The 13036-nt window shown below is 66.0% G+C and carries 13 protein-coding genes and 1 other RNA gene; 5 read left to right on the top strand and 9 right to left on the bottom strand.

The features are described 5' to 3' along the window. Positions 1-101 precede the first annotated feature (101 nt). The 8 genes from lon to SIDU_RS04600 all read right to left on the bottom strand — a co-directional run bounded on the left by lon (position 102) and on the right by SIDU_RS04600 (position 8467). Entirely contained in the window at positions 102-2498 is a 2397-nt protein-coding gene (gene lon, locus SIDU_RS04635) for an endopeptidase La (protein WP_007688798.1), read from the bottom strand. A gap of 130 nt (positions 2499-2628) precedes the next feature. Beyond that, entirely contained in the window at positions 2629-2952 is a 324-nt protein-coding gene (locus SIDU_RS04630) for a YbaB/EbfC family nucleoid-associated protein (RefSeq protein WP_007688797.1), read from the bottom strand. Continuing rightward, positions 2949-4559: a DNA polymerase III subunit gamma/tau gene (locus SIDU_RS04625; protein WP_007688795.1), complete on the bottom strand. Its 1611-nt coding sequence runs from the start codon at positions 4557-4559 to the stop codon at positions 2949-2951. Before SIDU_RS04625 ends, SIDU_RS04630 begins: the two co-directional genes overlap by 4 nt. Positions 4560-4673: 114 nt before the next feature. After that, positions 4674-4771: signal recognition particle sRNA small type (gene ffs, locus SIDU_RS04620), an RNA gene on the bottom strand. A 167-nt stretch (positions 4772-4938) separates the two neighbouring features. Beyond that, entirely contained in the window at positions 4939-5868 is a 930-nt protein-coding gene (locus tag SIDU_RS04615; RefSeq protein ID WP_007688792.1) for a class A beta-lactamase SGM-3, read from the bottom strand. Between the two features lie 2 nt (positions 5869-5870). Further along, positions 5871-6206 (bottom strand): 2Fe-2S iron-sulfur cluster-binding protein, encoded by a 336-nt coding sequence (locus SIDU_RS04610; protein ID WP_007688791.1) that lies wholly within the window; start codon positions 6204-6206, stop codon positions 5871-5873. Between the two features lie 69 nt (positions 6207-6275). After that, the gene (locus tag SIDU_RS04605; protein ID WP_007688789.1) at positions 6276-7364 is read right to left on the bottom strand and encodes a cysteine desulfurase family protein; all 1089 of its coding nucleotides are present in this window, start codon (positions 7362-7364) and stop codon (positions 6276-6278) included. Further along, a complete protein-coding gene (locus SIDU_RS04600; protein ID WP_007688787.1) occupies positions 7361-8467 on the bottom strand; it encodes a cysteine desulfurase family protein in 1107 nt (368 codons plus the stop codon). Before SIDU_RS04600 ends, SIDU_RS04605 begins: the two co-directional genes overlap by 4 nt. Before the next feature lie 146 nt (positions 8468-8613). Here SIDU_RS04600 and SIDU_RS04595 point away from each other — a divergent pair, with 146 nt between their 5' ends. Continuing rightward, positions 8614-9270, top strand: coding sequence for an alpha/beta hydrolase (locus tag SIDU_RS04595; protein WP_007688785.1), 657 nt, complete (start codon positions 8614-8616; stop codon positions 9268-9270). Positions 9271-9367: 97 nt separating this feature from the next. Here SIDU_RS04595 and SIDU_RS04590 read toward each other — a convergent pair whose 3' ends face one another. Then, positions 9368-9565 carry a hypothetical protein gene (locus SIDU_RS04590; RefSeq protein ID WP_025771904.1) on the bottom strand — a complete coding sequence of 66 codons (198 nt, stop codon included), beginning with the start codon at positions 9563-9565 and terminating at the stop codon, positions 9368-9370. Between the two features lie 104 nt (positions 9566-9669). Here SIDU_RS04590 and rpiB point away from each other — a divergent pair, with 104 nt between their 5' ends. The 4 genes from rpiB to SIDU_RS04570 all read left to right on the top strand — a co-directional run bounded on the left by rpiB (position 9670) and on the right by SIDU_RS04570 (position 13035). Then, entirely contained in the window at positions 9670-10107 is a 438-nt protein-coding gene (rpiB, locus tag SIDU_RS04585) for a ribose 5-phosphate isomerase B (protein WP_007688781.1), read from the top strand. A gap of 12 nt (positions 10108-10119) precedes the next feature. Beyond that, positions 10120-11433 (top strand): serine hydroxymethyltransferase, encoded by a 1314-nt coding sequence (gene glyA, locus SIDU_RS04580; protein WP_007688779.1) that lies wholly within the window; start codon positions 10120-10122, stop codon positions 11431-11433. A 6-nt stretch (positions 11434-11439) separates the two neighbouring features. Beyond that, on the top strand, positions 11440-11901 hold the full coding sequence (gene nrdR / locus SIDU_RS04575) for a transcriptional regulator NrdR (RefSeq protein WP_007688777.1): 462 nt from the start codon (positions 11440-11442) through the stop codon (positions 11899-11901). An 81-nt stretch (positions 11902-11982) separates the two neighbouring features. Then, complete coding sequence (locus SIDU_RS04570) at positions 11983-13035, top strand: TrmH family RNA methyltransferase (protein ID WP_007688776.1); 1053 nt, start codon at positions 11983-11985, stop codon at positions 13033-13035. Position 13036: the final 1 nt, after the last annotated feature.

The raw sequence follows: 13036 nt of genomic DNA, 5'->3' as shown, positions 1-13036 counted from the left end.
CGGGCCTTGTCAAAGGGAAAGCGGCATCGGCGCCCGGCGAGGCGAGATTTTATGGTAAAAGCCTGCTGAATCGCCGCCCGCCGCCGCCTTTTTCATCCATCTCAGTGCCGGATGGGGGCTTCCCCGTCCCGTCCCTGCGCCGGGTTCGGCTGGGCGGCGAGATCGTCCTCTTCGGTCCAGGCGATCGCTTCGGGCTTGCTCACCAGGGCGCGGGCCAGCACCTCGTCCACATGGGACACGGGAACGATCTCCAGCCCTTCCCGGATATTGGCCGGAATCTCCGCCAAATCCTTCTCATTCTCGGCCGGGATCAGCACCGTCTTGATGCCGCCGCGCAGCGCCGCGAGCAGCTTTTCCTTGAGGCCTCCGATGGGAAGCACGCGGCCGCGCAGCGTGACTTCGCCGGTCATCGCCACATCCTTGTGCACGGGAATGCCGGTCAGCGTCGACACGATGGTCGTCACCATGCCGATGCCCGCCGAAGGCCCGTCCTTGGGCACCGCGCCTTCGGGAAGGTGGATGTGGATGTCCTTGCGGGTGAAGATGCTGGGCTTGATCCCATAGCCGGGCGAGCGCGCCTTCACATAGGAGAAGGCGGCCTGGACCGACTCGTTCATCACCTCGCCCAGCTTGCCCGTGGTTCTGATCGCGCCCTTGCCAGGCACGGTCACGGCTTCGATGGTCAGCAGTTCGCCGCCCACTTCGGTCCAGGCCAGGCCCGTCACCGCCCCGATCTGATGCTCCTCCTCGCCCACGCCATGGCGGAATTTCCGCACCCCGGCATAGTCGGCCAGGTTTTCCGGCGTGATCGTCACCTTGTCATAGGCGCCTTCGAGGATCTTGCGCAGCGCCTTGCGGGCGAGGCGCGCCACTTCGCGTTCCAGCGTGCGGACGCCGGCTTCGCGGGTATAGTAGCGGATGAGGTCGCGGACAGCCTCCTCCGTGACGTCGAGTTCGCCTTCCTTGAGGCCGTGGGCGTCGATCTGCTTGGGCAGCAGGTGGCGCTGCGCGATCTCCACCTTCTCATCCTCGGTATAGCCCTCCAGCCGGATGATCTCCATGCGGTCGAGCAAGGGCTGAGGCAAATTCAGGGAGTTGGCGGTCGTCACGAACATCACGTCTGAAAGATCGACGTCGATCTCCAGATAATGATCCTGGAACTTGCTGTTCTGTTCGGGGTCCAGCACCTCCAGCAGGGCGGAGGCCGGATCGCCGCGGAAATCCTGGCCCAGCTTGTCGATCTCGTCCAGCAGGAACAGCGGGTTCATCGTCCCGGCCTTCTTGAGGTTGGAGACGATCTTGCCCGGCAGCGAGCCGATATAGGTCCGGCGATGGCCGCGGATTTCCGCTTCGTCGCGCACGCCGCCCAGCGACTGGCGCACGAATTCGCGGCCCGTCGCCTTGGCGATGCTGCGGCCGAGCGAGGTCTTGCCGACGCCCGGAGGGCCGACGAGGCACAGGATCGGGCCCTTCAGCTTGTTGGTGCGCGCCTGCACGGCGAGATATTCGATGATCCGGTCCTTGACCTTCTCCAGCGCGAAATGATCCTCGTCCAGGATCGCCTGCGCCTTCCTGAGGTCGGTCTTGACCTTGCCCTTCTTGCCCCAGGGCAGGCCGAGCAGCACGTCGAGATAGTTGCGCACGACCGTCGCTTCGGCGGACATGGGCTGCATGCCCTTGAGCTTCTTGAGTTCCGCCGTCGCCTTGGCGCGGGCTTCCTTGCTGAGCTTGGCCTTGGCGATCTTCTCGGTCAGTTCGGCGAGTTCGTCGCCTTCCTCGCCCTCGCCATTGCCCAGTTCGCGCTGGATCGCCTTCAACTGCTCGTTCAGATAATATTCGCGCTGGGTCTTTTCCATCTGCCGCTTCACGCGGCCGCGAATCTTCTTCTCGACCTGGAGCACGCCCAGTTCGCCTTCCATGAAGGCGAAGACCATTTCGAGGCGCTTGACCGGATCGGCCTCGACCAGCAGGGACTGCTTGTCGGCGACCTTCACGTTGATGTTGGCGGCAACGGCGTCTGCCAGACGGCCCGCATCCTCGATCTCGCGCAACTGCACCGGGGTTTCGGCAGGCAGCTTCTTGTTGAGCTTGGCGTAATTTTCAAACTGTTCGGCCACCGAACGCATCAGCGCGGCGGCTTCCGGCCCTTCGGCAGCGATTTCCTCGACCGCCGTCACATCGGCGACCATATGGCCGTCGGCCTGCCCTATGCCGTCGAGGCGCGCGCGCTGCTTGCCCTCCACCAGCACGCGGACGGTGCCGTCGGGGAGCTTCAGCAATTGCAGCACCACGGCGATGACGCCGGTGTCGTAGAGCGAATCCTGCCCCGGATCATCCTCCGCCGGGTCAAGCTGCGACACCAGGAAGATTTCCTTGTCGCCTTCCATCGCCGATTCGAGCGCGGCCACGCTCTTGTCGCGACCCACGAACAGCGGCACGATCATCTGCGGGAAAACGACGATGTCGCGCAGGGGCAGAAGGGGATATTGCGTAGTCATTCACTCTCCGGGGCGGCATCCCACCCAGTCATGCGGTTCATCGCCTTTATGGGGATGGTCGCCGCATGGTTCAATCATGCGTTATGGGATCGCAATGATGAATAAAGGCTGATCCCCGGCGCGTCCGCGATCAGAAAGGCAGCTTGAAACCGGGCGGCAGCGGCAGGCCGGCGGTCATCTTGCCCATTTCGGCGTTGGAGACTTCGTCCGCCTTCTTGCGCGCATCGTTGAACGCGGCGGTGATGAGATCCTCCAGCATCTGCTTTTCCGACGGGGCGAGCAGGCTGTCGTCGATGGCGACGCCCAATATGCGGCCCTTGGCGGAGGCGCGGACCTTGACCAGCCCGCCGCCGGCCGTGCCCTCCACCTCCAGCCTGTCGAGATTTTCCTGGGCGCGTTGCAGTTCCTCCTGCACGCGGCTCGCCATGCCCAATATTTCGTTCAGATCCTTCATCGCTCTGCGCTCCATTGTTCGAGCCCGTCGCCAAGCTCGGCATCGGGGAAAGCGGCCAACGCCGCCTTGACCACCGGGGTTTCCATGATTTCCGCGCGGGCGTCCGCCGCCTTGCGCATTTCCTGCTCCAGCAGGGTGGGCGCGGCGGGGCCGTCGACGGCATTGACGCGCCAGGCCGTGCCGGTGACCTCGCGCAGCGCCGGGTTGAGGCGGGCAAGGAAATCGGACGGCAAGGAAGGCGTCGGGGCATAGTCCAGCTCCGGCGCGGCATAGCGGACGACGCCGATGCAATCGTGCAGTTCCTGCGCGAGCTGGCCCTTGCCGCGCTGCCAGAAAGCCTCGATCAGTTCCTCGAAGCTGGCGGGGAGCGTGGCGGCGGGCGCCGGGGATGGGGCGGCTGCGCCCCCCTCGCCCGGCGCGGCGGCGGCTGGCGCGCCTTCCCGGATCAGGCGGGCGATCTCGCCGGGGTCGGGCATGGTCGCGGCGTGCATCACGCGCAGCAGCGCCATTTCGCAGCTTTCGATGGGCAGCGCGGCGCTGGCGACCTCGTCATGGCCCTTCAGCAGCAACTGCCAAAGCCGATGCAGCGGCGCGAAGCCGAGTTGCGACGCCCAGTCGGCCAGCGCCTCGCGCTCCTCCGCCGACTGGCCGGGATTGGCGATGTCGCGGCCCGCCTTCACCAGCGTCACGGCATGGACCAGTTCCAGCAGGCCGCGCATCAGCGAGAGCGGCTCCACGCCCAGCGCATATTGGTCGCGCACTGCGCCCAGCAGCACGCCGGTGTCGCCCTCCAGCAGCAGGCCGAGCAGGCGACGCGTGGCGCCCCTGTCGGAAAGGCCCAGCATGTCGCGGACCTGCGCGGCGGTGACGAGCGGCGCGCCTTCGCCCATTTCGGCATGGGCGATGGCCTGGTCGAGGATGGAGAGGCCGTCGCGGGCGGAGCCTTCGGCGGCCTGGGCTATGAGGGCCAGGGCATCGGGTTCGGCGGCGACCGATTCCGCCTCCACCACATGGGCGAAATGGGCGGCGAGCAGTTCAGCGGGGATGCGGCGCAGGTCGAAGCGCTGGCAGCGCGACAGCACCGTCACCGGCACCTTGTTCACCTCCGTCGTTGCCAGCACGAACTTCACATGTTCAGGCGGCTCCTCCAGCGTCTTCAGCAAAGCATTGAAAGCATTGCGGGAAAGCATGTGAACTTCATCGATGATATAAATCTTGTATCGGGCCGAATAGGCGCCTTTGCCCGCTATATCGATGATCGAACGAATATCGTCGACGCCGGTATGGCTGGCGGCGTCCATCTCCAGAACGTCGATATGCCGCCCCTCGCCAATGGCCATGCAGGGTTCGCAGAGGCCGCAGGGATCGATGGTGGGACCGCCCTGCCCGTCCGGGCCGACGCAGTTCAGCGCCTTGGCGATGAGGCGGGCGGTGGAGGTCTTCCCCACGCCGCGCACGCCGGTCATCAGGAAGGCATGGGCCAGGCGACCCCGGCGGATCGCATTGCCCAGCGTCTGGACCATCGCGTCCTGCCCGATCAGTTCGCTGAAATTGCGCGGGCGATATTTGCGCGCAAGGACGCGATAGGGCTGAGGGGAATCGGACATTCGAATCTTCTAGCCGTTCGTGCGGGGCTTGGCGACCCGAAGGGAAGCCTCCTTCGTTCCCATAGCGAAAGAAGAAGCGGCGTTCGACAGGCTGGGCCAGAACGGGGTTTGGATGGAGGTGGGAGCCGGAACGACCCGCAGCGAAATCACTGTGGCTGCTTCCGTCAGGACCTGACCAGGTTCGCGACGACTGCGTCCGCCCGACTCCCGGCGCGGCATATGGCGAAAGGCGGGGGGGATGGCAAGGGGTTAAGGGATCGGCCGGACAGGGGCCTTCCGTGCTTCTGCGAAGGCGGGAGCCCAGGCCCGGTTGCGCTTCTCCACCCTGGGCTCCTGCCTTCGCAGGAGCACGGTGGTTTTCTTTTGGTTCCTTCCAGGTCTATTCCAGCCCGGTCTTCTGCGCCTTATCCACGAAATCCAGCGCGGCGCGGGCGGTTTCGGCTATGGCGGCTTCGGCGGCCTTGGCGTCGACCGTCGGGCGGTCGAGATAGATGGCCAGGATATATTCCTCGCCCGACGGGGCCTTCACCAGCGCCACGTCATTATAGGCGGTGCCGCAGCTTCCCGTCTTGCTGCCGGAGGTCCAGCCCTTGGGCAGGCCCGCCTTGATCCGGTTGGCGCCGGTGGTGCTGGCATTGAGCCAGCCGCGCAGCTTTCCGGCGCTTTCCGGAGCGAGGTCGCGGAAGATCAGGCGGCCCATCAGGCCGGCCATGGCGGCGGGGCTGGTGGTGTCGCGCTCGTCGCCCTCCGCATTCTCGTTGAGAGACGGCTCATTGCGGTCGAGCCGCGTCACCATGTCATCATGGGCGCGGATGAAGCGGGTCAGGCCCTCCGGCCCGCCGACCATCGGCAGCAGCAGGTTGGCCGCGCTGTTGTCGCTGACTTCCACGGCGGCGGCGGCGAGTTCCTCCATCGACATGCGGCCGCGCTTCACATTCTTCCTGACGACCGGGGCATAGTCCAGCAGATCGGCCTTGGCGAAGCTGATCTGCCCCTCCAGCCCGAACTTGCCGCCTTCCGCGCCCGCCAGCACGGCGGCGGCGAGCGGCGCCTTGAAGGTCGAGCACATGGCGAAACGCTCGTCCCGGTTGAAACCAAGGATCAGCGCGCCCTTGCCGTCGACCAGCGCCACGCCCAGCCGGCCGCCGCTTTCGGTCTCGATCTCCTTGGGATTGCGGACCGACCTCATGGCGGATTCGCTGACCATATAGCGAGGCGGCGGCGGGAGCAGCGACGGGCGCGGCGCTTCCTGCTGCGCGGCCGCCGGGGCGGCGAGCAGCAGGGCCGCGAATATCAGGCGCCTGGGCAAGCTCACATTCCCTGCATATTGTAGGATTCGCCCGGAATGCGGACGGTCAGGCTGTCGAGCTGTTCATCCAGCACGATCTGGCAGGACAGGCGGCTGGTGCGGGTCGCGGCGGCGGCGAGGTCCAGCATGTCCTCCTCATCCTCGCTTGCCTTGCCGAGCTTGGAGAAGTCGGCGGCGTCGACGATGACATGGCAGGTGGAACAGGCCATCTGCCCTTCGCATGTTCCCTCCAGCGGCTGGCCCGCGGCCTGCGCGACGTCCAGCAGCACGGCGCCCGGCGGCGCTTCGACCTCCTGCTTATGCTCTCCATCGGCGCTGATGAAGACGACCCTGGTCATGATATGCGTTCCCCGCTCTGTATTGCCGCATGATGCGAAAAGCGGTTTTCCGCTTTTCCGCGCGACGCTTCATGGCGCCCATATTTGGGCTGCCCTGTTCATTGCCTCCGCCGCATCCTCCAATTCGGCCAGTGTCGTGTACCGGCCGAAGCCGATCCGCACCGATCCGCGCGCCTCCGCGTCTGAAAGGCCGAGTGCGCGCAGCACATGGCTAGGCCGCCCGGACCCACTTGCGCAAGCGCTGCCGAGCGAAAAAGCGACATCGCGGCATTCCGACAACAGCCGCGCGCCGTCCACGCCCGTCCGACGCAGGTTCAGATTGCCATGATAGCGCAGGCTTTCGCTGCCGTTGAGCGTCCATTGGGAGAAGAGACGGCGGGCAGCGTTCCAGAGCGTTTCCGCATGCGCCCGGTCGCCATCCGCCCGTTCGCGCATCAGCCGGGCGGCGGCGCCGAAACCCGCGCACAGCGCCGGCGACAGGGTGCCCGAACGCAGGCCGCCCTCCTGCCCGCCGCCGTGGATGACGGGCGTCAGGGCCACGTCGTCGCGCAGCCAGAGCGCGCCTATGCCCTTGGGTCCATGGACCTTGTGGGCGCTGATCGCGATCATGTCGCACCGGGGCGGGATGGGCACGCGGCCATAGCCCTGCACGGCGTCGCAGAGGAACAGCGCGCCTGCCTTGTGCGAAAGGTCGGCCAGTTCCGCGACAGGCTGGATGGCGCCGATCTCGTTATTGACCAGCATGGCCGCGACCAGCGCCGTGCCCGGACGGATCGCCCTGGCGGCTTCTTCTAGGTCGACGATGCCGTCGGGACCGACCGGCAGGATGGTGATGTCCCGCCCCGCCCTGCCCATCGCCTGGACCGTGTCGAGGACGGCGGCATGTTCTGTGGCGATGGTGACGATGCCGCCCGGCGGGACGCCCTGAATCGCCATGTTGAGCGCTTCCGTCGCGCCGGAGGTGAAGATCAGGCGGCCGCCATCCGGCAGCAGCTTCAGGATTTCGGCGCGGGCATGCTCGACCTGCGCGGCGGCGGCCCGGCCGAGCCGGTGGGCGCTGTGCGGATTGGCGAACTGGTCGCGCAGCAGCGGGACCATCGCATCGAAGACTTCGGGCGCGAGCGGCGTCGTCGCCTGATAGTCGAGATAGACGGTCATCGCGCCCGTTCCGCCATCCGCGTCCAGGCCGCGACGAAGCGATCCACGTCCGCCTCGCTCGTATCCGGGCCGAAGCTGACGCGGACGACTTCGCCCGCCCGCGCATCGTCCCAGCCCATGGCGCGCAGGACATGGCTGGTCTTGAGCGAACCTGAGGAACAGGCGCTGCCGGCCGAGACGGAAATGCCGGCGAGGTCGAACTGGATAAGCTGGGCGCGGGCGGAAAGGCCGGGCATGCGGTAGCCGGCGATGGTCGGGATGCGCGGCGCATCGCGGGCGACGATCTCGCCCCCGGACGCTTCGATGGCGGCGTCAAGTTTGGCGCGGAGGGTCGCGGCCCTGGGGAGCCAGTCGGCGCGGGCTTCGAGCGCCGCCGCCATGGCGAGGATGGCGGGGAGGTTTTCGGTTCCGGCGCGATAGCCCTGCTCCTGGCCGCCGCTGGGATCGATCAGGACGAGGTCTTTGATCAGCAGCGCGCCGATGCCGGGCGGGCCGCCGAATTTATGGGCGCTGACGGCGATCATGTCGGCGTCGGGGAGCGGGAGCTTGGCGGCGCTCTGGGCGCAGTCGGCGAAGAGGATGATATTTTCGCGGGCGATGGCGTCCAGCGGCTGGATGACGCCGGTTTCATTGTTGACGTGCTGGACGGCGAGGAGAACCCTCTCATCCGTTCGGGCTGAGCTTGTCGAAGCCCTCCCCTTCTCTTCCGAAAACAAGTGTTGGGCTTCGACAGGCTCAGCCCGAACGGGGGAGAGTGTGGCGAGACCATCGGACGTTACTTCCAGACGTTCGGCCTGTGGCGTGACGCGCAGGACCGAATCATGTTCGACCGGGGATGTCAGGATGCGGGCCGCCTTCGCGCGGGTGAGGGCGATGGCGATGGCTTCGCTGGCGCCGGAGGTGAAGAGGATCTGGCCGCCCCAGCCCAGCGCCGCGCCGATGCGGCGGCGGGCGTCCTCCAGCGCGGCGCGGGCGGCGCGGCCGTCGCCATGGGGGCTGGAGGGGTTGGACCAGCTTTCCAGCGCCTCGGCCATCGCCGCCTTCGCCTGGGGCAGGATGGGCGTGGTGGCGGCGTGATCCAGATAGAGACGGTCGGAAGCCACGGGCGGGAAACACTCATTGATTGCGGAAATGGTGGCGGCTTCTATATAGGCGGTCTGTCGCGCAGCGCCAGCATATGCTGCTGCGCCCTCTCCATTCGCGGCTCGCCCTGTTTCGGGTGGGGCCGCCCAGAACCATAACAGGTGCCATGCCCGACGTTATTTTCCCCGGTCCCGAAGGTCGCCTAGAAGGCCGCTTCAGCCCCCCGCCCCGTCCCCGCGCCCCCGTCGCGATGATCCTGCACCCGCACCCGCAGGGCGGCGGCACGATGAACGACCGCATCACCCAGGCGCTCTACAAGACCTTCGTGCGGCGCGGCTTCGCGGTGTTGCGGTTCAACTTCCGCGGCGTGGGCCGCAGCCAGGGCACCTTCGACAACGGCATCGGCGAGCTGTCGGATGCCGCCGCCGCGCTCGACTGGGTGCAGAGCTTCCATCCGGAGGCGCAGACGACCTGGATCGCGGGCTTCTCCTTCGGGGCGTGGATCGGCATGCAATTACTGATGCGGCGGCCGGAAATCCGGGGCTTCATCTCGGTCGCGCCGCCGGCGAACATGTATGACTTCTCCTTCCTGGCGCCCTGCCCTTCGTCCGGCATCATCGTGCAGGGGACGGCGGACGAGGTCGTGACCGCCAGCGCCGTGCAGAAGCTGGTCGACAAGCTGCGGACGCAGAAGGGCATCACCATCCATCATGACGAGATCCGTGGCGCGAACCATTTTTTCGAGCATGAACTGGACCAGTTGATGAAGTCGGTCGACAATTATCTGGACATGCGGCTTTCGCCGGATTCGCCGATACGGTGAATGGGTTTTGCGGTTGAGGATTTGGGGGCTGCCTTGGCAGCCCCTTTTCTTTTTGGGCTGGCACAGAGGCCGCCCCATGGCCCAATATCGATGCAGCTTAGCGGCCGTCCTTTTCCAGCACAGGCAGGTCCGGGCCGGGGATGGCGGTGATGGCGACATTGGCGAACATGACGAGGCCCGCGACGATCATCAGCGTGCCGCGCTTGCGGTCGCCCCGCTTCACGATGGCGTAGATGCCGCCGCCAGTCAGGGCGATGCCCGCGAGCATCAATAGGGATAAAATCGTGCCAGCCATGAAGCAGGCCATAGGTGGGCGGCTGGACTGTGGCAATATCGCGGTTCACCTCCTATGAGGCGCGGGAAACGAATCAACTTTTTGAGTGATTGGATAACCGGCATTTGAAAATAGCCCTCGCTTCCGACCATGCCGCCGTGGACCTGAAGGCGGAACTCGCCGATTGGCTGCGCGCCGAAGGGCATGAGGTCGACGATCTGGGTCCGGCGACGGCCGACCGGGTGGATTATCCCGATTTCGGCTACAAGCTCGCGGCGGCGGTGGCTTCGGGTGCGGCGGAGCGGGGCATCGCGCTCTGCGGGTCGGGCATCGGCATCTCCATCGCCGTCAACCGCAATCCCGCCTGCCGCTGCGCCCTGGTGTCGGAGCCGCTGTCCGCCGCGCTCAGCCGGGAACATAATGATGCCAACGTCCTGGCCCTGGGCGCGCGCCTGACCGGCGTGGACATGGCCAAGGCCTGCGTCAGCGCCTTCCTCACCACCGATTTCGGCGGAGGCCGCCATGCCGGCCGCGTCGAGAAACTCTCCCAGCCCGCGCTTTAAGGAGCCTGCCCTATGAGCACCGCAACCCTCGACCAGCCTTCCGACATCCGTTCCGAAGGCTATTTCACGCGCAGCCTGGCCGATGCCGATCCGGCGGTCTTCGCGGGCGTCACCCATGAACTGAAGCGCGAGCAGAACCAGATCGAACTGATCGCTTCGGAAAATATCGTGTCGAAGGCGGTGCTGGAGGCGCAGGGTTCGGTCTTCACCAACAAATATGCCGAAGGCTATCCGGGCAAGCGCTATTATCAGGGCTGCGCGCCGTCGGACGAGGTCGAGCAATTGGCCATCGACCGGGCGAAGCAGATCTTCAACTGCGGCTACGTCAATGTGCAGCCCCATTCGGGCGCGCAGGCGAACGGTGCGGTGATGCTGGCGCTGACGAAGCCGGGCGACACCATCATGGGCCTGTCGCTGGATGCGGGCGGGCACCTGACGCACGGCGCGAAGCCCGCGTTGTCGGGCAAATGGTATAATGCCGTGCAATATGGCGTGCGCGAAGACACGCATGTGATCGACTATGACGCGCTGGAGGCGCAGGCGGTCGAGGCCAAGCCGACGCTGATCATCGCGGGCGGTTCGGCCTATCCGCGTCATCTGGACTTTGCCCGCTTCCGGGCGATTGCGGACAAGGTCGGCGCGCTGCTGATGGTCGACATGGCGCATTTCGCCGGCCTGGTGGCGGGCGGCGCGCATCCGACGCCCTTCGGCCATGCCCATGTCGTGACCACCACCACGCACAAGACGCTGCGCGGGCCGCGTGGCGGCATGATCCTGACCGATGACGAAGCCATTGCGAAGAAGATCAATTCGGCGGTGTTCCCCGGCCTTCAGGGCGGGCCGCTGATGCATGTGATCGCGGCGAAGGCGGTGGCCTTCGGCGAAGCGCTGCGGCCTGAGTTCAAGACCTATGCCCAGGCCATCGTCGCCAATGCCAAGGCGCTTGCCGGCAAGCTGGAGCAGCGCGGCCTGGCCGTGGTTTCGGGCGGCACGGACACGCATCTGGCGCTGATCGACCTGCGCCCCTATGGCATTTCGGGCAAGGATGCGGACGAGGCGCTGGAGCGCAGCTTCATCACCTGCAACAAGAATGGCGTGCCGGGCGACCCGCTGCCGCCGACCAAGACGAGCGGCATTCGGGTCGGTTCGCCCGCAGGCACGACCCGCGGCTTCGGCGTTGCGGAATTCGAGGCCATCGGCGACATGATCGCGGACGTTCTGGAAGGGCTGCGCGATCATGGCGAACATGGCGATGCCGCGATAGAAGCCGATGTGCGCGAGCGCGTTTCGGCCCTCTGCGCCCGTTTCCCCATCTACGAAGGATAAGGTCGCTTGCGCTGCCCCTTTTGCGCCCATGAAGACAGCCAGGTGAAGGACAGCCGTCCGACGGAGGATGGCGCCGCCATCCGTCGTCGTCGGCAGTGCGAAGCCTGCGGCGCGCGCTTCACCACCTTCGAGCGGATACAGCTTCGCGACATATGGGTGGTGAAGAGCGAGGGGCGCAAGGAAGCCTTCGACCGCGACAAGCTGGCGCGCTCCATCGGGATCGCGTGCCGGAAGCGGCCAATCGATCCCAGCCGGCTGGAGAAGCTGATTTCGGGCATCCAGCGGCAGTTGGAGACGTCGGGCGACGGAGAGGTTCCGGCGCGGGCGATCGGAGAGATGGTGATGGAAGGGCTGAAACGCCTGGACAGCGTCGCCTATATCCGCTTCGCCAGCGTGTACAAGGACTTCACCGATGCGCGGGACTTCGAGGATTTCGCCTCGACGGTGAAGGAGGTGGGGAGTGATTGACCCCGCCCTGTCCTTTTCTTCTTCCGTTTGTCCTGAGTAGCCATTGAGCGAAGTCGAAATGGCATATCGAAGGACCAGGCCGTGACCTTCCACGTCTATATGCTGCGCTGTTCGGACGGCAGCTACTATCTGGGGCATACGGATAATCTGGAACAGCGCATCGCCCAGCATCAATCGGGCGAGATTGCGGGATACACGCAGAAGCGGCGGCCAGTGTCGCTCGTCTGGCAACAGGATTTCGGGACACGCGACGAAGCGATTTCCGCAGAGCAGCAGATCAAGGGTTGGTCGCGGAAGAAGAAGGAAGCCTTGATCGCTGGCGATTGGGACATGATCAGCCAGTTGGCGCGCAAGTCCTTCGATACGGGGCTTCGACAGGCTCAGCCCCTACTCAGGACGAACGATGGTATGATTGAAACCGCCCCACCCCCCGTCATCGTGCTCGTCCGCCCGCAGCTTGGCGAGAATATCGGCAAGGCGGCGCGGGCCATGTTGAATTTCGGGCTGGTCGAGATGCGGCTGGTGTCCCCGCGCGACGGCTGGCCCAATCCGGATGCCGGGCCGTCGGCGGCGGGCGCGGACGTGGTGCTGGACAAGGCGGAGGTTTTCGGGACTCTGGCCGACGCGGTGGCGGATTGCGCGCATGTCTACGCCACCACCGTGCGCAAGCGGGGCGTGACCAAGCCGGTGGTGACGCCCGAAGAGGCGGCGCGGGAAATCCATGCCGCCACCGGACGCTCCGCTTATGTGTTCGGGCCGGAACGTTCGGGGCTGGAGACCGAGGATGTGGCGCTGGCGCGGAAGATATTGACCGTGCCGATCAATCCGGAATTCGGGTCGCTCAACCTGGCGCAGGCGGTGATATTGTGCGCCTATGAATGGTCGAAGCAGGCTTCGCTGGAGCAGCCGACCGTGGTCGATCTGGGCCAACCGGCTCCGCAGGCGGAACTGGAGGGGATGATCGCGCAGTTCGAGACGCTGCTGGAAGGTGCGGGCTATTTCTTCCCGCCGGATCGGGCGCCCGCGACCAAGCGCACCTTGCGGAACCTGCTGACCAAGCCGGGCTGGAACCATCTGGAGGTGCGGACCCTGCGCGGGGTCTTGTCGGCGCTGGGCAATCCGCGGTCGCGCTGAA

This window comes from Sphingobium indicum B90A (assembly GCF_000264945.2).
Classification (GTDB): Bacteria; Pseudomonadota; Alphaproteobacteria; order Sphingomonadales; family Sphingomonadaceae; genus Sphingobium; species Sphingobium indicum.
The sequence above is the reverse complement of the archived record's forward strand: the minus strand, read 5'-3'. Positions and strand labels throughout refer to the sequence as shown.